Here is a 19,250-nt window from a genome sequence, read left to right as displayed (position 1 = left end):
GGTGCGGGGCGGGTGCACGAAGCCTCCCGGGGAAGCCGCACAGGTGCCGGGTGACCGGTGCCAGACGTCAGGTGATCGGCGCTGGATGACCGGTGACCGGTGACCGGTGACCGGGACCCGGCTCCGCGGTCCCGGCGGAGTCCGGACGGGAGGCGGCAGGCAGGAGCGTGGTGGTGGACGGCAGATGGCGGGCGGTCGGGGGCGCGGTCCTGCGGGTGCTGGTCGTCTGGGCCGCGAGCACCGTGACGCTGCTCGTCCTCGCCGCCCTCCTCCCCGACTTCCGGCTGCAGTCCCCGTCCGGTGACAGCGCCACCCGGATAGCGGCCACCGCGGCTCTCGGCGCCGGAGCGTTCGGCCTGCTCAGCGCCCTGGTCTGGCCGGTGGTCGTACGGGCGCTGCTGCTGGTGCCCGCGTTCGTGCTCGGGCTGCTGGTGTTCTTCCTCAACGGCTCGCTGCTGCTGATCGCACTGCGCCTGGTGCCGGACCAGCGGGGCGCGGTCGCCCCGGAGACGGCGGTCGTGGTCGCCGCCGTCATGTCCGCCGTCGCGTCCGCCACCAGCACCGCGCTCGCGGTGCACGACGACGGCGCGTACCGGCGGCGGCTGTACCGGCTCGCCCACCGGCGGCGCCGGGGCGACGCCCGCGGCCGTACCGGGACGACGGCGCCGGGCACCGTGTTCCTCCAGCTGGACGGGGTGGGGCACGACGTGCTGGCCGACGCGCTGCGGGAGCGGCCCGGACCCGCGGGCGGGCCGCCGCGGCCACCGGTCATGCCGACCCTGGCCCGCTGGTGCGCCGACGGGCGGTACCGGCTCACCCCGTGGCGCACCGACTGGTCCAGCCAGACGGGCGCCAGCCAGCTCGGCATCCTGCACGGCTCCAACCACGACGTGCCCGCGTTCCGCTGGTACGAGAAGGAGACCGGCGAGGTCATGGTGTGCAGCCGGCCCACCAGCGTCGCCGAGCTCCAGCGCCGGGCGGTGCTGCGCACCGGGCGGGGCGGTCTGCTCACCGCCGACGGCGCGAGCCGGGGCAATCTGTTCAGCGGCGGCGCGGACCAGTTGGCGCTCGTCCTGTCGGTGACCGCCCGGCGCGGCAGGGAGAACCGCTCCCGCGCCGGGTACTTCGCGTACTTCTCCGACCCGGCCAACGCCACCCGTACCGCGTGGTCCTACCTCGCCGAGGTCGGCCGGGAGATCGCGCAGTCGGCGCGGGCCCGGCTGCGGCGCGAGTGGCCGCGCGTCAAGCGGGGCGGGCTGTATCCGTTCATCCGCGCCTTCGCGACCGTGGTGGAGCGGGACGTGGTGGTCGCCTCGGTCATCGGGGACCTGCTGGTGGGCCGGACGGCCGTCTACGCCGACCTGGTCGGATACGACGAGGTCGCCCACCACTCGGGCCCGCGCGGCCGGGACGCGGAACAGGTCCTGGCCCGGCTGGACCGGAGCATCCGGCTGATCGCCCAGGCTGTCGGGCATGCGCCGCGGCCCTACCGAATCGTGCTGCTCTCCGACCACGGGCAGAGCTTCGGCCCGACCTTCGAGGACGCCTACGGGCTCACGCTCCAGGACCTCGTCCGGGCCGGGTGCGGGCTGCCGGTGCCGCGCCGGGCGGGCCGCTCACCGAGCGGAGCCGAGGCGCGGGCGGCGGCCCGCGCGGCCCTGCACCGCCCGGAGAAGGCGAACGGGGACCAGCGGCACCGCCGGGCCCGGGCCACCGAACCGCTGGTGCTCGGCTCCGGCAACCTCGGGCTGATCAGCTTCCCCGGCCTGCCCGGCCGGGTCAGCCGCGAGGAGATCGACCGCCGCCACCCGGCCCTGCTGCGCACCCTGGCGGAACACCCCGGCATCGGCTTCCTGCTCGTCCGCAGCGAGCGGCACGGTCCGGTGGTCCTGGGCGCGGGCGGCGCCGAGCACCGGCTCGGGGCGAAGGAACCGGGCGGCGGAGCGGGCGCGGGCGAGCCGGACGGGGCGGTGTCCGGCGCGGACGGGCCGGGCGAGCCGACGGCGGAGGGGCCCGGGAGCCCGGACGGGGCGGTGTCCGGCGCCGACGAGCACGGTGAACCGACGGCAGAGGGGCCCGGGAGCCCGCTCGCGCCGTTCGGGCCCGGCGCCGCGGAGGCCGTACGGCGCACCTCAGGCTTCCCGCACGCGGCCGACATCATGGTCAACTCGGCGTACGACCCGGCGACGGACGAGGTGTACGCGTTCGAGGAGCAGATCGGCTCGCACGGCGGGCTGGGTGGCGCGCAGTCCCGGCCCTTCCTGCTCTGGCCGGTGGAGCTGTCCCCGCCGGCCGCCGACGGCCGGGAGCCGGCGGGGGCGGAGCAGCTGCACGCCGTGCTGCGCCGCTGGCTGGAGGAGGCGGACGGCCCGCAGGTGCCGCTGACGTCGCCCGGGGAGCCGGCCGAGCGCGTGGGCTGAGCCGCCGAGCGCGTGGGGTGAGCGGCGAGCGCCGCATGGGGAAAGCGTCGAGCGCCGCGTGGGCTGAGCCGCCGGGCGCGTGCGCTGATCCCCGGGCGCGTGGGCTGAGCGCCGGCCCGGCGTGGAGCCGGTACGCCCGCACCGCACCCCTCCGGCGAAGCCCCCTGAGCACCCGCCGGAGAAGAATGCGCGGCCGAACACCCCCCGGACCGTCCGATTTTCGGCGCAGGGGGTTCCATCGGCGAACATCATCGGTGATTTGGTGCCGGGTGGACCATGCCCGACCATGGGGTCCCCCCGGAAATCTCACGGCTGGTGTGCGCCCCGCGCCACCGGCCGCGGCACGCTGCGCACCCGAAAGCGACGCGGACGGGCGGTGACGGCGGGTGACCGCCGGGAGCGGCCCGCCCCGGCAGCCCCGCCCGGCTCACCACCCGGCGGCACCACCACGCCGAACCGGCCGTCACGGGCGCGCAGCACAGGAAGGCGCCACCCCATGCACGACACCGGAACCGTTCCGCCGCCGGCTCCGGCCCCGGACGCGGCCCAGGCCCCCTCCGGGGAGGTGGTGACCGCCCCGGCGCAGGGCTCCCCGCAGCAGCCGGACTCCCCGCCGGAGGGCTCCGCACAGCAGCAGGGCCCGGCCAGCCGGCACGCCAGCCGTTTCGGACTTCCGGTCGCCACCGCGCTGGTGATGGGCAACATCATCGGCGGCGGCATCTTCCTGCTGCCGGCGTCCATCGCCCCGTACGGCACGGTCAGCCTGCTCGCCTTCGGCGTGCTCACCATCGGCGCCATCGCCCTCGCGCTGGTGTTCGGCAAGCTGGCGCAGCGGGATCCGCGGACCGGCGGTCCGTATGTCTACGCGCGCGAGGCCTTCGGTGACTTCGCCGGCTTCCTCGCCGCCTGGTCGTACTGGATCACGACCTGGGTGAGCAACGCGGCGCTGGCCGTGGCGGCCGTCGGCTACCTCGACGTGCTCCTCCCGGTGGAGGGCTCGGTCTGGAAGATGACGGTCGCGGCGCTGCTGCTCCAGTGGTTCCCGGCCCTCGCCAACCTGGCGGGGACCCGCTGGGTCGGCGCGGTGCAACTCGTCTCCACCGTCCTGAAGTTCGCGCCCCTCCTGCTGGTCGCCGTCGGCGGTCTCTTCTTCTTCGACCCGGACAACCTGGGCCCGTTCCAGGGGACGGACGGCAGCGCCCTCGGGGCGGTCTCGGCGTCCGCCGCGATCCTGCTCTTCAGCTACCTGGGCGTCGAGTCGGCCGCGGTCAGCGCGGGCGAGGTCCGCGACCCGCGGCGCAACGTCGGGCGGGCCACCGTTCTGGGCACCCTCGGTGCGGCGCTGGTCTACCTGCTCGGCACCCTCGCCGTCTTCGGCACCGTGGCCCACGAGAAGCTGGTCTCCTCCGGGGCGCCTTTCACGGACGCGGTCAACGCCATGTTCGGCGGCACCTGGGGCGGTACCGTGGTCGCCTGCGCCGCCCTCGTCTCGATGGTGGGCGCGCTCAACGGCTGGACGCTGCTGAGCGCCCAGACCCCGTACGCCGCCGCGCGCGACGGGCTGTTCCCGGAGCGGTTCGCCACCAAGCGGCGGGGCGTGCCGACCTTCGGCGTGCTCGTCACGGTCGTCCTCGCCTCGCTGCTGACCGTCTACAACTACACGGCCGGTACGGCGCGGGTGTTCGAGATCCTGGTGCTGGTCACCACGTTCACCGCCACCGTGCCGTACCTGCTGGCCGCCGCCGCCCAGCTGTACTTCCTGATCTCCGGGCAGCGCGACCGGGTCCGCCCCGGGCGTTTCGTCCGCGACGTGGCGCTGGCGCTCACCGCCTTCGGCTTCTCGCTGTGGCTGGTCGCGGGCGCCGGCTACGCGGCGGTCTACCAGGGTGTGCTGTTCCTGTTCGCCGGGGTGCTGGTGCACGCCTGGATGTCCGCCCGCCGGAAGCGGGCGGCGAGCGGGGAGCCGGCGGACGCCGCGGAGCCGGCGGACACCGCAGTGCCCGCGGACAGCGCGGTGCCGGCCCCGGCGGAGCCGGCGGAGCCGGTGGACACCACGAAGGCGGCGCCCACCGGCGAGAGCGTCGCCTGAGCCGGAGCCGCCACCGGCGTACGCCCGCGGGGGCCGTCGACTGCCCCCGCGGCAGGCGACGGCCCCGCGTCACTTCTGGACGTCGCGCCGGTTGGTCACCGCCGCCTGGGCCATCGGGGAGAGCGCGCTGACCATGTTCGGCCCGCCCTCCGGGGGCTGGATCAGCGACACCCAGCCCTTGTCCGCCAGGGACTCGAGGTTCCGCCGCGCGTCGTCGCCCAGATCGGCCGCCAGTTCGTCCTCCGTCGGGTTGCCGCCGGCGGACAGCCTTTCCTGAATGCGGAGGACGAGCGCCTCCTCCGCGTCGGTGATGTTGAAGTCCATGGTTCGACCGTAGGTCCCGGCGCGGTGCCGCGCTCGTCGGATACCCCCGCCGCGACCGCCCCGGGACCGGGCCGCGGCGGGCCCGGGATCGCCGCCGCCCCTCCCCGCAGCCCCTCGGATACGCTGGTCGTGAGGAGCCTGCGCCCGAGGACCCTGCGCCCGCGGACGCTGTACCGATGGTGCGTGGGCGGCTTTCCGCACCGGAACGCGGCCTTCGGTACCGGCGGAGCGGCGGCGGGAAGCGGCCCATGGCCAGGATGGTCATGGCGGTGGACACACACGAGCCGACGAGCGACACACCGGAACCGCCCCGGCCCGGGGTCGGGTATGCCGGTGTGTTCCGTGAACTGCTGCCGATCGCGCTGTGGCGGGACGACGCGGACGGGCACATCGTCCAGTGGGCACTGGCCGCCGAGGAACTGCTCGGCCACGCACCGGAGGACGTCCTCGGCCGCCCGGTGAAGCAGACCCTCGTACCCGAGGAGAACTGGGGCCTCGCCGACGAGCTGACCGTGCGCGTCCGGTCCGGGGAGGCCGTGGTCGGCACGCTCCCGGTGCGCCACCGGGACGGGCACTTCGTCCAGATGGAGATGTGGATCTGCCCCACCGCGGACCCGGAGGGCCGCACCGGCAACCTGGTCATCGCCGCCGAGACCTCCGCCGTCGTCCGGATGCGGGACTCCCTGGCCGCGCTCGAAGGCCTGTTCGCCCAGTCGCCGATCGGGCTGGCCATGCTCAGCCCCGAGCTGGACTACGTCCGGGTCAACGACGCCCTGGCCCGGATGAACGGCGTCTCCGCCGCCGAGCACATCGGCCGCCGGGTCACCGAGGTGGCACCGGAGGTCAACGCCGAGGAACTGGAGACGGTGATGCGGGAGGTGCTGGCCGGCGGCGAGGCCGTGGTGGACTTCCGCCGCATCGGCCGCACCCCGGCCGCCCCCGGCGAAGACCGCGTCTGGTCCAGCTCCTACGCCCCGCTGCTCGGCGGCTCCGGCCGCCCGCTGGGCCTGATCGCCTCCCTCATCGACATCACCGAGGGGCAGCGCGCCCATGTGAACGCCGAACGGGCGCGGCAGCGGTTCGCCCTGCTCGCCGAGGCCGGGATCAAGATCGGCACCACGCTGGACCTGCGGCAGACGGCCGAGGAGGTGGTGCAGGCCCTGGTGCCCCAGCTCGCCGACTCGGCCGACGTACAGCTGCTGGAGGAAGTGCTCAACCCCGATGAGACCGCCGCCTCCGCCCAGGGCATGGTGCGCCGGATCGCCGCCGCCTTCACCGATCCGGACGCCCCCGACGAGGAGCTGGCGGTCGGCCGTACCTACCGCATCCCGCCCTCCTCGGTGTACGAGCGGGTCGTCTCCGAAGGCCGCCCGCTGAACCTCTACCTCCCGGACATCGCCGCGCTCATCACCGACCCGGAGGAGGAGCGGCTGCGCGGCTACCTGCGGACCTGCCTCGGCTCGGCGCGCATGGTCCCCCTGGTGGCGCGGGGCAAGGTGCTCGGCGCGGTGATGGCCACCCGCACCCGCCGCCGGGAGCCGTTCGACGAGCAGGACAACGTCCTCATGGACGAGTTGGTCGGCCGGGCCGCGCTGAACATCGACAACGCCCGGATGTACACCAGCCAGCGCGAGGCGGCCCTCACCCTGCAGCGCAGCCTCACCAACAGCGCCCTGCCGAGCGTCCCCGGGCTGGATCTGACCGGGCGCTACCTGCCCGCCAGCGAGCAGGAGGTCGGCGGCGACTGGTTCGACGCCATCGCCCTGCCCGGCGGCAGAACGGGGCTGGTCATCGGGGACGTCATGGGGCACGGCATCCACGCGGCGGCCGTCATGGGGCAGCTGCGCACGGCGGTACGGACGCTGGCCCGCCATGACATCCCGCCGTCCGAGATGCTGCGCTCCCTGGACGCCGTCGTCGCCGACCTGGGCGAGAACGAGATGGCGACCTGCGTCTACGCCGTGCACGATCCCGCCGCCGGCGGCTGCCTGATCGCCCGCGCCGGCCACCCGCCGCCGGCCGTCGCCGACACCGAGGGCACGATCACCTTCCTCGACGGCCCCTCCGGCACCCCGCTGGGCACCGGGGGACAGGACTTCCGCACCGAGCGGGTGGCGCTGCCCGAGCGGAGTCTGCTGGTGATGTACACCGACGGGCTCATCGAGGCCCGGGACCGGGACATCGACGAGGGCATGCGGCAGCTCGCCCGGTCGCTGCGGCACCTGGAGGACCCGCTGCCGGAGATCTGCGACTGCATCCTCGCGCACCTGCTGCCGGCCGGCTCCCAGGACGACGTCGCGGTGCTGCTCGCCCGTCCGGTGCGGCCGGACCGCTGACCCCGGCGGGGGCCGGACGCGCCGGTCCGCGCGGCCCCGGAGCGGCGGCGCGGCGTGAGCACGGCACAGCGGGGTCCGGAGGCGGGCCGGGGGCGGGTCCGAGGGCGTACCTCCGTTCCGGTACGCCCCCGGCCCGGGCGCGGGAACGGCTGTCCGTGGCGGGCGAGGGGGCGGCGGGGAAGTGTGCCGGTCCGTCCCGGGTGAGCAGTTCCGGTCACTTGGGCGGGTCCCTGGAGCCTCACCCAACTGCCCCTGATGGAAAGAGAGTTGAGCGACGATCGCGCGCCGCGCGCGCCGCCGGCTCCGGCCCGGACGGGGCGGCCCCCGGTAGGATGAACGGCGTCGACGGCGACCGCGGGCGCGGCCGCCGCCGCTTGAGGATTCCGGTTCCCTCGCCGCCGCAGGAAGCAGCGGAACTCCTCGGGTCCACCGTTCGAGCACCGCCCCGGCACCGTGACCGTCCACCCGGCGGTCGACGACCCCTGAGGAGTCGCCGTGCAGAGTCCGCCCGTCCGTGGCGCGTCCACCTCGCTCATGGGCAGGCTCCTGCCGTCCCGCGCGGTGACCGCCGAGTCCTTCGGCGACGACGTACCGGCCGGCGAGGCGCGGCTCTTCCCCGAGGAAGAGGTGGCGGTGGCCCGGTCCGTGGACAAGCGGCGGCGGGAGTTCACCACGGTCCGGGTCTGCGCACGGCGGGCGCTGGCCGGGCTCGGCCACGCCCCGGTCCCGCTGGTGCCGGGGGAGCGCGGCGCGCCGAGCTGGCCGGCGGGGGTCGCGGGCAGCATGACGCACTGCGACGGGTACCGGGCCTGCGCGGTCGCGCGGGACACCGAGGTGGTGAGCCTGGGGATCGACGCCGAGCCGGCCGGCCCGCTGCCTGACGGGGTGCTGGACTCCGTCACCCTGCCCGGCGAGCGCGAGCTGCTCCGCGCCCTGGCCGCGAGGGACGCCGGCATCCACTGGGAGCGGCTGATCTTCTCGGCCAAGGAGTCCGTCTACAAGACGTGGTTCCCGCTCACCCGGCGCTGGCTGGGCTTCGAGGACGCGTTCGTCGAACTGCGCCGGGACGGCACCTTCGGCGTGGAACTCCTCGTCCCCGGCCTGGAGGTGGCCGGGGCGCCGGTCCGGATGCTGGAGGGCCGGTGGCTGTCCGAGCGGGGCGTGGTCCTCACGGCGGTCGCCTGCGAGGCACCCGCCTGACGCCCCCCCGGCCCCAACGGCCGGCGCCAACGGCCGGTCCCCGGCCCGATGACCGTCCCCGGGTGAATGACCGTCCCCGGCTCACCCCAGGTCGAACAGGTTCGGCAGCCCGAGACCGTAGCGGAACTCGTCGTGCCGCTTGAGCGCGTCGAACTCCGGTGCCCGGTAGAGCGGGGTGACCGTGCACCGCGGCGCCGGTGAACCGGAGGCTTCCAGCAGGGCGTTGACGGCCTGCCGGGCCGCGGCGTTCGCGCCCTCCATCGTCGCCAGGTCGATGTCCACGGCCACGTAGTCCCCGGCGAGGAAGAGGTTGGGCACCGCGGTGCGGGCGGTCGGCCGGTTGAACCAGGTGCCCGTCGGATGGATGAGCAGCTGGTCGTCGTTGCGCGGCTCGGGCGTGCCGATGCCGTCCACCGCCGGGTCCAGGAACCAGGAGTGCAGGGCGCTGTCCCGCAGCACGGTGCGCCCGGTGTCGTTCAGCGCCGCCTTGAGCTGCGCCCACACCTCGCGGGCGACCTCCTCCCGGGTGCACTGCTTGGCCGTCCGGCCGTAGAGGATGCCGGGCCGGCTCCACTCGGAGATGTCGACGGACAGACAGTCGCGGACCTGCCCGTCCCCGTAGTCGGCGGGGAAATTCCGGCCCTTCCAGAACTGCGCCTGGCCGACGGAGGTCAGGGACCAGGGGGAGTCGAGGTGGTTGATGTGCCCGTGGATCACCGGGGTCGGCTCGGTCAGATAGAACTGGATCCCGGTCATCCAGTCGGTCTCAAGCCGGTCCGCGCGCCCCAGCTGCGGGTCGGCGGCCCGCAGCGCCCGGCCCCAGACGGTGCGGGCGTGCTCGACGGGCATGGCGCAGACGTAGTGGTCGGCGGTGACGGTGCGCCGGGTGCCGTCCGCGTCCCGGACGACGGCCCCGGTGACCCGGCCGTCGGCGTACGGCAGGTCCAGCACGGTCGCGCCGACCTCGAACCGCACCCCCAGGCTCCGCAGATGGGCCACCCAGGGGTCGATCCACGCCTCGTTCGTGGGGGCGTTGAGGACCCGGTCGGGTTCGCCGTCCGCGGCCCGCCCCAGCATGTTGAAGAAGAACGCCTCGAAGCAGTTGGCGACCGTCCGGGTGCTGGCCACCTCGGCCTTGGTGGCGACGATGTTGCGGGTGATGCCGATGGCCAGCAGCTGCTGGTAGTCCGCGGACATCCGGGCCGCCCGCAGGAACGACCACCACGAGGTGCGCTCCCAGTCGTCCAGCCGCCGCTTGTCACAGCTGGTGAAGAAGACGAGGACCCGGTTGGCGAAGTACGCGACCTCGTGGGCGGGCAGGTGGGCGGCCGTGACGAGCAGTCCCGTGACGGTGCGGAGCAGATCGTCGGGGGAGAGCGGTCCGGGCGGCGTACCGAGGGTCGAGAAGGGCAGCCGGATGTCCTCGCGCCCGGTCCGGGCCAGCATCACCTCGGTCGAGGCCACGAGGTTGTCGTGACAGCCGTTCCGGTTGCCCGGGAACGGGATGCGGCGCAGGGTGTCCGGCAGATTCCGGTAGAAGCCCGGGATGAAGCGGAAGCCGTGCTCACCGGGCAGCGGCTTGCGGCCGCCCCGGGCGCTGTCCGGCACGTCCATGCTGCGGGCCTTGCCGCCCAGGCCCTTCTTCTCCAGGACGGTGACCGCGAAGCCGCGTTCGGCCAGCTCATGGGCGGCGGTCAGCCCGGCGACACCGCCGCCGAGCACGGCGACGGTCCGCCCGGCGCGCGGCCCGCGGGGCGCTGCCGCCGCCTGCCCGGCCGGGAGGGCGGCGCTGCCGGCCGCCGCCGCTGCGCCCGCCACGAACGTCCGTCTGGTCCTGCCCGTACGGTGCATACCGCCCCCTACTACCGCCGGTAACCGCAACGTCCGGCGGAGCATAGAAGCCTCCCGGGTCACCCGGAAGGGAACTCCCGCGCCGGGAGCACATTGGCGCGAATCCGACCCCGTCCGGTGGCAGGGTGGAGATGCGGCACCCACCGGGGCCGCGACCGGGCACCGAGCACGGAGGGCAGCACCCATGGCACCCGAACCGCTGACGCGCGCACAGATCCAGGACGGACTCGCGGAGCTGCCCGACTGGTCCCTGCAGGGGGACCGGATCGAGCGGACCTACACCTGCGGGGGACATCTCGCGGCGGCGGCGATGGTCGGGCAGATCGCCCGGGTGCAGGAGGCCCTGGGCCACCACGCCGATCTGACGCTCGGCTACAACAAGCTGACCGCGTCGGTGAACACGCACAGCGCGGGCGGCAAGGTGACGGAGCTGGACCTCGAACTGGCGCACCGCATCGAGCAGATCGCGGCGGAGCACGGGGTGGGCGGCACGGGCTGACGGGATTCAGCCGCCCGCCGGTCCACCAGGTTCTCGCGGTCCGGCCGCCACCCGGTTCACCCGGTCCGCCCGGTCAATCCGGTCAACCCGGTCCGTCCGGTCCACCGGATCCGGCACCCGGCCCGGCCCGTCCACCCGGCCCGGCCCGTCCACCCGGTCCGCTGGGCGTCAGCGGCGCCGGCAGGCGCGCGGCACCGGAAGCGGCTGCCCCGGTCCCTCGGGCGGCGGGGCCACGACCCATGGCGCCCACCGCCCCCGAGACAGCCGCCGCGGCAGCGGCCGCGATGGAGGGGAGCCTGCGCCGGTGAGGGCGCCGCTCACGGTCCGCTGCCGCCATCCGGAGCGAGCCCACCGAAGGACACCCGGCCGCCGGTGGCCGCTCACACCCCGCATTCGTCGCGAACCGGTCCGATGGATGGGTCTCCTCACTCGAAAGAGTGAGCGTGCCCCCGGACTGAAAAAGATCGCGGAACCGACCAATCCGCGACCCCCGCCACACCGAATGAGCTGCGAGGGATCGGTTCGCGGCAGGTGCGGAGGGACAGCGGCATGGCGGTGGAACGGCGGCGGACGGCCGTGGTGGGCGGCGGAGTGGCCGGGCTGACAGCGGCCCACGTGCTGCACCGCTCGCACGAGGTGACCCTGTACGAGGCCGACGACCGGCTCGGCGGGCACGCCCACACCCACGACGTCCCGTCCTCCGACGGCCGGGTGCACCGCGTCGACTCGGGCTTCATCGTCCACAACGAACGCACCTATCCGCATCTGCTGCGCCTCTTCCGTGAACTCGGGGTGACCACCCAGGAGTCCGAGATGAGCATGTCGGTGCGGTGCGAGGGGTGCGGTCTGGAGTACGCCGGGGCGCGCGGCCCGCGGGGCCTGTTCGCCCGGCCCCGCAACGCCGTCCACCCCTCCTACCTGCGGATGCTCACCGAGGTCACGGCCTTCCACCGCCGGGCCCGGAAGCTGCTCGCCGAGGACGGCACCGGCACCGAGAACCGCGGTGGCACCGAGGATGGCAGCGACACCACCGACCGCAGCGGCACACCCGACCGCACCGCCACCACCGACCGCACCCTGGGCGACTTCCTCGCCGAGGGCCGCTTCTCCGCGTACTTCACCGCCCACTTCATGACCCCCGTGGTCTCCTGCGTCTGGTCCTGCAGCTCCGAGACCGCCCTGCGCTACCCGGCCCGCTACCTCTTCCGCTTCCTGGCCAACCACGGGCTGCTCGGCATCGCCGGCTCCCCGACCTGGCGCACCGTGACCGGCGGCTCCCGCGCTTACGTCGACCGGGCCGCCAAGCAGCTCACCGCCGTCCGCACGGCCACCCCGGTGCGGGCGGTGCGCCGCTTCCCGGGCGGCGTGGAGATCGTCACCGAGGACGGCGACACCCACCGCCACGACTCCGTCGTCATCGCCGTCCACCCCGACCAGGCGCTCCGGCTGCTCGCCGACCCCACCGACGACGAGCGCGCGGTGCTGGGCGCCTTCCGCTACTCCCGCAACCCCACCCTGCTGCACACCGACGCCTCCCTGCTGCCCCGCAGCCCCGGGGCGCGCGCCTCCTGGAACTACCTGATGCCCTCCTGCGGCGCCTCCGCCGACGCGGTGCGGGTCAGCTACCACATGAACCGGCTCCAGCGGCTCGACGCCCCCGAGGACTACCTCGTCACCCTGGGCGGCACCGACCGCGTCGCCGAGGACGCCGTCCTGGCCCGGATGGTCTACGAACACCCCGTCTACACCCCGGAGTCCGTCGCCGCCCAGCGGCGGCTGCCCGGGCTCAGCGGCCCGGTCACCGCCTACGCCGGCGCGTACCACGGCTGGGGCTTCCACGAGGACGGCTGCCGCTCCGGCGTCGAGGCGGCCCGCGCCCTGGGGGTGGCCTGGTGACCGCCCCGGCCCCGCCGGCCGCCCCCGCCCTCTACGCCTGCACGGTGGCGCATGTGCGCACCCGGCCGCGGCGCTACGCCTTCCGGCACCGCACCTACCTCTGGTTCGTCGACCCCGACCGGCTCCCGCGGCTGCCCCGCCCGCTGCGCCCGCTGGCCCGCTTCGACCCCCGCGACCACTTCGGCGGCACCGCCCCCACGATCCGCGCCGGGCTGGACCGGTACCTGGCCGCCCAGGGCATCGACCTGGCGGGCGGCCGGGTCCTCATGCTCGGCCACGCCCGCGTCCTCGGGTACGTGTTCAACCCGCTGACCCTCTACTGGTGCCACGACCGCGACGGCGCCCCGGTCTGCGTCGTCGCCGAGGTCCACAACACCTACGGCGGACGGCACTGCTACCTGCTCCGCACCGACGCACGCCACCAGGCCCGGGTGGACAAGGAGTTCTACGTCTCGCCGTTCTTCCCGGTCGACGGCGGCTACCGGATGCGGCTCCCGGAGCCCGGCGACGCCCTCGACCTGACGGTGCACCTGGAACGCGAGGGGCAGCGGCCGTTCACCGCCACCCTCCGCGGACGGCGCCGGCCCGCCGGCCCGCTCGGCCTGCTGCGCGCGGCCGTCCGCCACCCCTGGTCCACCGCCGCCGTGTCCCTGGGCATCCGGATGCACGGCATCCGGCTGTTCCTGCGGGGGCTGCCCGTCCAGCCCCGTCCTCGTCACCGAACCCAGGAGGGTCAGCAGTGAGCCTGTCCGCGTCCACGGACACCCGTACACCCGCCGGCGCGAAGCCCCCCGTCACCACGGGAACCCCCGGCAGCCCCGTCCTCGTCCCCGCGCCCGGCGGCTCCGCCCCAGACGCCGCCCCGACCGCCCGCGCCGCCCCGACCGTCCGCCCGGCCGCGCCCGCCGTGCGCACCGCGGACCCGGAGCGGTGGCCCGACGTGGCCGCCGTGCCCCGGTGCTCCCGGCCGCGCACCGCCGCCGCGGAGGCGCTGGTGCGCCGCGCCCTGGACCGGCTGCCGCTCCGGGTGCGCCTCGGGGACGGCGACACCATCGGCGCCGGGGGCCCGCTGATGGAGATCCACGACCCGGACGCCTTCTTCCGGCGCGTCGGCACCACCGGCACCATCGGCTTCGGCGAGTCCTACATGGCGGGGGAGTGGGAGACCGACGACCTGGTGGGCGTGCTGTCCGCGGTCGCCGAGCACGTCGCCACCCTGATCCCCGAACCCCTCCAGCGGCTGCGCGGGCTGTGGGCCCGGCGGCGGCCCGCCGCCCAGCGCAACACCCCCGACGGCGCGCGCGGCAACATCCACCGCCACTACGACCTGTCGAACGACCTCTTCGCGCTCTTCCTCGACCCGACGATGACGTACTCCTCGGCGGTGTTCCGCGGCTTCCCCGCCCAGCAGTCCCTGCTGCCCGCCGCCCAGCACCGCAAGATCGACCGGCTGCTGGACCTGGCGCGGGTCGGCGCCGGCACCCGGCTCCTGGAGATCGGCACCGGCTGGGGCGAGCTGGCCCTCCGCGCGGCGGCCCGCGGCGCCGAGGTCGTCTCCGTGACGCTCTCCGCCGAACAGCGCGACCTCGCCGTACGCCGCATCGAACAGGCCGGTCTGGCGGACCGGGTCACGGTGCTGCTCCGCGACTACCGCGAGGTCGAGGGGGAGTACGACGCCGTCGTCAGCGTGGAGATGATCGAGGCGGTCGGCGCCGAGTTCTGGCCGGTCTACTTCTCCGCCCTGGACCGGCTGCTGGCCCCCGGCGGCCGGGCCGCCCTCCAGGCGATCACCATGCCGCACGACCGGATGCTGGCCACCCGCACCACGTTCACCTGGATCGGGAAGTACATCTTCCCCGGCGGCCAACTGCCCTCCACCGAGGCGATCGAGCAGGCCACCGCCGGCCGCACCCGGCTGCGGGTGGCCGCCTCGGAGGCGTACGGAGCGCACTACGCCGAGACCCTCCGCCTGTGGCGGGAACGCTTCACCGAACGCGCCGACGAGGTCGGCGCGCTCGGCTTCGACGCCACGTTCCGCCGTATGTGGACCTTCTACCTCGCCTACTCGGAGGCGGGTTTCCGGTCCCGCTACCTCGATGTGCGGCAGCTCCTGCTGACGAAGGAGGCGACCGCCCGATGACCGGCGCCGCCCACCACCTCGCGCCCCTGCTGGAGCAGTTCCTCGGCGGCCGGCTGCCCGTACGGCTGCGGGCCTGGGACGGCAGCGCCGCCGGCCCCGAGGACGCGCCCGTGGTCGTCCTCCGCTCCCGGCGCGCCCTGCGCCGGCTGCTCTGGCAGCCCGGCGAACTCGGCCTCGCCCAGGCCTACATCGCCGGTGAGATCGACATCGAGGGCGACCTGGCCGACGGCCTGCGCACCGTCTGGCGGGCGGTCCGCGAACGCGGTCTGCACGCGCCCCGGCCCTCCGCGGCCGACCTCGCCCGGGCCGCCGGGACCGCACTGCGGCTCGGCGCCGTCGGCCCGCGCCCGCCGGCCCCCGGCACACCGGCCGGCCTGAGCGGCGGCCTGCACAGCAAGGCCCGCGACCGCGCCGCCATCAGCCACCACTACGACCTCTCCAACGACTTCTACCGGCTCCTCCTCGACGCGACCATGGCCTACTCCTGCGGCTACTGGACCAGCGAGGACCCCGAGTACGGGCCCGCCGACGCCCAGCGCGACAAGCTGGAGCTGATCTGCCGCAAACTCGGGCTCGGGCCCGGCATGCGGCTGCTGGACATCGGCTGCGGCTGGGGCTCGCTCACCCTGCACGCCGCGCGGGAGCACAAGGTGCGGGTCACCGCCGTCACGCTCTCCCGCGAACAGCGCGACCATGTGCGCGAGGAGATCCGGGCCCGCGGCCTGGAGGAGTTCGCCGAGGTCGAACTCCGCGACTACCGCGACCTGGCGGGCGGCGGATACGACGCGGTGTCCACCATCGAGATGGGCGAACACGTCGGCGACGCCGAGTACCCGCACTTCGCCCGCACCCTGCACCGGATGCTCCGGCCCGGGGGCCGGGTGCTCGTCCAGCAGATGTCCCGCGGGGCGAACGCCCCCGGCGGCGGCGCGTTCATCGAGACCTACATCGCCCCCGACATGCACATGCGCCCGCTCGGCGGGACCGTCTCCCTCCTGGAGGACGCGGGCCTGGAAGTGCGGAACGTGGAGGCCCTCCGGGAGCACTACGTCCGCACGATCGGCGCCTGGCACCGTACGCTCGAGGAGCGGTGGCCGGAGTTCCTGTCCCTGGTCGGCCCGCAGACCGCCCGGGTGTGGCGGCTCTACCTGGTCGGCGCCGCGCTGGCCTTCGAGGAGCGCCGGATGGGCGTCGACCAGATCCTGGCCGTCCGCCCCTCGCCCGAGGGGGTGAGCGAGCTGCCCGCCACACCGCGCGCCTGGTACCCCGGAGGTGACGGACCGTGAACGGCTTTCCCTGGGCCGCGTTCGGCACCGGCCTCGCCGTCTCGGCGGCCGTGGCCCTCGCCGTCATGCTCGCCACCTTCGGCATCGCCCTCGCCAAGGGCCTGCACCGGATCGTCGACGTGGCCTGGGGCGTGGCCTTCGCCGCCGTCGCCCTGGCCTCGTACGGCATGTCGGCCGGCCACGGCGACGACGGGCGGCGGCTGCTGGTCACCGTGCTCACCGTGGTGTGGGGACTGCGGCTCGCCGGGCACATCGCCCGGCGCGGCCGCGGCCACGGCGAGGACCCGCGTTACGAGCGGCTGCTCGCCAAGGCCCCCGGCAGCCGCAACGCCTACGCGCTGCGGACCGTCTATGGGGTGCAGGGCGCGCTGGTCTGGCTGGTCTCCCTGCCCGTCCAGGCGGCCGGATACGTCCCCGCCCCGCTGAACGCCCTCGCCGCCGCCGGGGCGGCCCTCTGGCTGCTGGGCCTGGTCTTCGAAGCCGTGGGGGACGTCCAGCTCGCCCGCTTCAAGGCCGACCCGGCCAACCGGGGACGCCTCATGGACCGCGGCCTGTGGAGCTGGACCCGCCACCCCAACTACTTCGGCGACTTCTGTGTCTGGTGGGGCCTGTACCTGCTCGCCTGCGGCACCCCGGCCGCCGCCGCACTCACCTTGATCTCCCCACTGGCGATGAGCTACCTCCTGATCAACGGCAGCGGCAAACGCCTCCTGGAACGCCACATGGCCGACCGCCCCGGCTATGCCGACTACCGGGCACGCACGAGCGGCTTCTTTCCCTGGCCACCGCGCGGGAGGTGAGAGGGCGGCGCCGACATCGGCCCGACCCCGGGCGACAACGGATACGTGATCGGAGCGTGTGCTCGATGACGCCGAGTCGGTTCTTGAGGGGCAGCCTGGGCCGTCGGTGGAGAGACCCGACGACTTCGCGATCCGCCTGGTCCTGGCCTCGACAGCGAATCGCGCCCGGCGGCGTGGGCCGGATTCCGTCGCCTGCGCCATCAAGAGGTCCGACATACACGGCCGGGTAACCCCTATCCCGCCACAAACTCGCCAAGGCCGCTCGTGCAGATGCGGACGCGGCAAACAAGGAGGCCGGCAAGGCCCTGGCGGCTTCGGCGAAGGCGGCGGGCTTCGCGCACGTCACGGCCCAGGCTGCGGTCGACGCGGGCAAGGCGGCCGGGCAGGTTGCCAAGCCGGCCAACGACGCGATCCAGCCCGGCTTCGAAGGCTGTGAAGTCACCTTCACCGTCACCTTCAGTGCCGTCGTCGACTTCTTCCTCTGCACCAACCCGGACATCCCGGAAGGCATCGTCTGCCCCGACGAGGACACGCTGCTCATCGAGAGCAAGTGAAAGAAGCCGAGCAACGTGGGGTTCGACCCCAATCGTGACCTCTTCCCCATCGAGTGGGAGCTGCGCGGCGAGGGATCCCTCGGCAAGATCTGGCGAAAGGGCGCCGCAGGTCCTGTAGACGCCGGCAGCAAGGTGAGCATCCGGATCAAGGCGGTACGGGGCAAGGGCAACAGCCACGGAGGTGACGAGGCTACGGGAGTCCCGGACAACTTCGTGATCTACACCGCCTTCCCACTGCCACAGTAGGAGAGAGAAGACATGGCGCAGCCATACCGGCACCTCGGTGTCGACATCGGGCTCAGCGGGGTCATCAAGTGGATCAACATTGGCGGGGCAAACAGCGAAGCCGCCGGTATGAGGGTCATCACGAGCAGTCCCGATCAGTTCGAAGGAGCCTACGCCCACCAGTTGCTGTGGGACTGCCTCGCGCTGCTGGAATCGCCCCTGTCCAGCAGGGACATTGAAATCCTGTGGCTGGCGGGGACCTTCCGGGCCGTCGATCTGGAAGAGCTCGGGATCGACGGCCGCGATTGGCTGAGCCGGATCGTGGAAAGCTGTGTCGAGAGAATCCGGCACGACGACCCCTCCTACACCCCCACCGCCGCCACACCCGAGGTGGACGAGGTGGTGAAGGAGGCGGTCCGTACCGAGATCAGATCGGTCGGGCCCGCCCTCGAGCAGGCCACAGCGCACAACTCCTTCAATCCGCTCGCCGGTGTCGTCCCAGCGCTGGAGCAGGTCGTCGACGTCGATCCGGACCTCGCCTTCCGCCTGCTGCTCCGCGCGCTGAAGGGGTACTTCGTACGGATCAGCGAAGTGCGATACGAGCGTTATCTGGCGCTCGGGGACGAGCTCGGCCTCGGTGAGGACGTCGTCGACGACACGGACTTCAATATCTGGCCGGAGATGAACGAGTAACAGCAGAGCAATGAGACGGGCGCTGCTCGTACAACCAACGGGGCTGGGGTCCCCCTCACGTGGGGGTGGACCCCAGCCCCGTTGAGCTGCGCGAGGGGTGAGGGGGCGGTGCCAACGTCGGCCCGGCCCCGGGCGACAACGGATATGTGATCGGAGCGAACATCGCATGACCCTCGAAGCACCACGGGACATCCTCGTGCAGGCACGGGGCGAGCCGTCTCCGCTGTACGAGCCGCAGGACCCCGGTGCCCACCAGGACCTCGGCACCTTCACCCGCCACGTCCCCCTGGACGATGACCGGCTGTCCCTCCCGGCGGATCTGGCGGAGGCGCTGCGATCCTGGTCGCTCTCCCGCCCGCCGGGAGGATTCACCTCCCGGCCGGACCTGCGCAGGCACGTCAAGCAGGGTCTGACGACTGCTCAGCAACTGGCTGTCCGCCTCGGGCCGTCGTGGACGGTGCGCTACTGGGACGAGCACCAGAGGACGGTGAAGTGGCTGTGCTGGGGCTGCGACCGTCTGCACTGGGAGCGGGACAGCCACGACGCACCACCGCACCCGGTCGACCTCACGATCGAGGGCGAGTACCAGTACGGTCCGCTGCGTGCCGACGGATTCGGGGACTTCTTCCCCGACGACCCCGCCGCCGCGCTGACCCTGTCCGACAGCCTGGTCTCCGGTCTGTACGCGTGGGCGAAGGGCATCGACGGACTGGTGAACCGCTTGGTGCAGGACCGGGACGAGGGAACGTACGACGAGGAGTGGCAACGGCTGTTCCGCGAGGGGATGGAACTGGCGAGACGCGTCGCGCACGAGATCGGCCCCGACCGGAAGGTGACCTACAAGGGCATGGCGCACGGCGGTCTGTCCGTGCTGACGTCGGTCACCTGGCAAGGCGAGCGGCAGGTGTAGGCGGGACCTGATACGCCAGTCCGGTTT

Annotated in this window: 15 protein-coding genes; 13 read left to right on the top strand and 2 right to left on the bottom strand. The window is 73.9% G+C overall.

The annotated features are described in order from the left end of the window. The first annotated feature begins 170 nt into the window (after positions 1-170). Both ABT112_RS04950 and ABT112_RS04945 read left to right on the top strand, forming a co-directional pair. Positions 171-2,420: a phage holin family protein gene (locus ABT112_RS04950; RefSeq protein ID WP_351505624.1), complete on the top strand. Its 2,250-nt coding sequence runs from the start codon at positions 171-173 to the stop codon at positions 2,418-2,420. Between the two features lie 496 nt (positions 2,421-2,916). Then, positions 2,917-4,509, top strand: coding sequence for an amino acid permease (locus ABT112_RS04945; protein WP_351505622.1), 1,593 nt, complete (start codon positions 2,917-2,919; stop codon positions 4,507-4,509). Between the two features lie 69 nt (positions 4,510-4,578). Here the strand turns inward: ABT112_RS04945 and ABT112_RS04940 are convergent, their stop codons facing one another. Then, on the bottom strand, positions 4,579-4,833 hold the full coding sequence (locus ABT112_RS04940; protein WP_351505620.1) for a hypothetical protein: 255 nt from the start codon (positions 4,831-4,833) through the stop codon (positions 4,579-4,581). 263 nt (positions 4,834-5,096) lie between these two features. Here ABT112_RS04940 and ABT112_RS04935 point away from each other — a divergent pair, with 263 nt between their 5' ends. Together ABT112_RS04935 and ABT112_RS04930 are read left to right on the top strand one after the other, a co-directional pair. After that, positions 5,097-7,169 (top strand): SpoIIE family protein phosphatase, encoded by a 2,073-nt coding sequence (locus tag ABT112_RS04935; RefSeq protein ID WP_502975243.1) that lies wholly within the window; start codon positions 5,097-5,099, stop codon positions 7,167-7,169. Positions 7,170-7,703: 534 nt separating this feature from the next. Beyond that, positions 7,704-8,369, top strand: a complete 666-nt coding sequence (locus ABT112_RS04930; RefSeq protein WP_351505861.1) for a 4'-phosphopantetheinyl transferase family protein — start codon at positions 7,704-7,706, stop codon at positions 8,367-8,369. Positions 8,370-8,450: 81 nt separating this feature from the next. Here ABT112_RS04930 and ABT112_RS04925 read toward each other — a convergent pair whose 3' ends face one another. Further along, on the bottom strand, positions 8,451-10,220 hold the full coding sequence (locus ABT112_RS04925) for a hydroxysqualene dehydroxylase (RefSeq protein ID WP_351505616.1): 1,770 nt from the start codon (positions 10,218-10,220) through the stop codon (positions 8,451-8,453). Positions 10,221-10,404: 184 nt separating this feature from the next. Here ABT112_RS04925 and ABT112_RS04920 point away from each other — a divergent pair, with 184 nt between their 5' ends. From ABT112_RS04920 to ABT112_RS04880, 9 genes are all read left to right on the top strand, one after another. After that, positions 10,405-10,719, top strand: coding sequence for a 4a-hydroxytetrahydrobiopterin dehydratase (locus ABT112_RS04920; RefSeq protein WP_351505614.1), 315 nt, complete (start codon positions 10,405-10,407; stop codon positions 10,717-10,719). Positions 10,720-11,268: 549 nt separating this feature from the next. Then, the gene (locus ABT112_RS04915) at positions 11,269-12,615 is read left to right on the top strand and encodes an NAD(P)/FAD-dependent oxidoreductase (RefSeq protein WP_351505612.1); all 1,347 of its coding nucleotides are present in this window, start codon (positions 11,269-11,271) and stop codon (positions 12,613-12,615) included. Further along, the gene (locus tag ABT112_RS04910) at positions 12,612-13,358 is read left to right on the top strand and encodes a DUF1365 domain-containing protein (RefSeq protein WP_351505610.1); all 747 of its coding nucleotides are present in this window, start codon (positions 12,612-12,614) and stop codon (positions 13,356-13,358) included. Before ABT112_RS04915 ends, ABT112_RS04910 begins: the two co-directional genes overlap by 4 nt. Positions 13,359-13,522: 164 nt before the next feature. Beyond that, positions 13,523-14,755 (top strand): class I SAM-dependent methyltransferase, encoded by a 1,233-nt coding sequence (locus tag ABT112_RS04905; RefSeq protein WP_351505859.1) that lies wholly within the window; start codon positions 13,523-13,525, stop codon positions 14,753-14,755. Beyond that, the gene (locus ABT112_RS04900; RefSeq protein WP_351505608.1) at positions 14,752-16,041 is read left to right on the top strand and encodes a class I SAM-dependent methyltransferase; all 1,290 of its coding nucleotides are present in this window, start codon (positions 14,752-14,754) and stop codon (positions 16,039-16,041) included. Before ABT112_RS04905 ends, ABT112_RS04900 begins: the two co-directional genes overlap by 4 nt. Next, positions 16,038-16,841, top strand: a complete 804-nt coding sequence (locus ABT112_RS04895) for a DUF1295 domain-containing protein (RefSeq protein ID WP_351505606.1) — start codon at positions 16,038-16,040, stop codon at positions 16,839-16,841. The genes ABT112_RS04900 and ABT112_RS04895 overlap by 4 nt, the downstream gene beginning before the upstream one ends. A gap of 569 nt (positions 16,842-17,410) precedes the next feature. Further along, on the top strand, positions 17,411-17,641 hold the full coding sequence (locus tag ABT112_RS04890; protein WP_351505604.1) for a hypothetical protein: 231 nt from the start codon (positions 17,411-17,413) through the stop codon (positions 17,639-17,641). A 12-nt stretch (positions 17,642-17,653) separates the two neighbouring features. Beyond that, the gene (locus ABT112_RS04885) at positions 17,654-18,313 is read left to right on the top strand and encodes a hypothetical protein (protein ID WP_351505602.1); all 660 of its coding nucleotides are present in this window, start codon (positions 17,654-17,656) and stop codon (positions 18,311-18,313) included. Between the two features lie 166 nt (positions 18,314-18,479). After that, entirely contained in the window at positions 18,480-19,223 is a 744-nt protein-coding gene (locus ABT112_RS04880) for an immunity protein CdiI family protein (RefSeq protein WP_351505600.1), read from the top strand. The last annotated feature ends 27 nt before the right edge of the window (positions 19,224-19,250 follow it).

Origin of the sequence: Streptomyces sp. NPDC002055 (assembly GCF_040296705.1) — a bacterium.
In the GTDB taxonomy this organism is placed as follows: domain Bacteria; phylum Actinomycetota; class Actinomycetes; order Streptomycetales; family Streptomycetaceae; genus Streptomyces.
The sequence above is the reverse complement of the archived record's forward strand: the minus strand, read 5'-3'. Positions and strand labels throughout refer to the sequence as shown.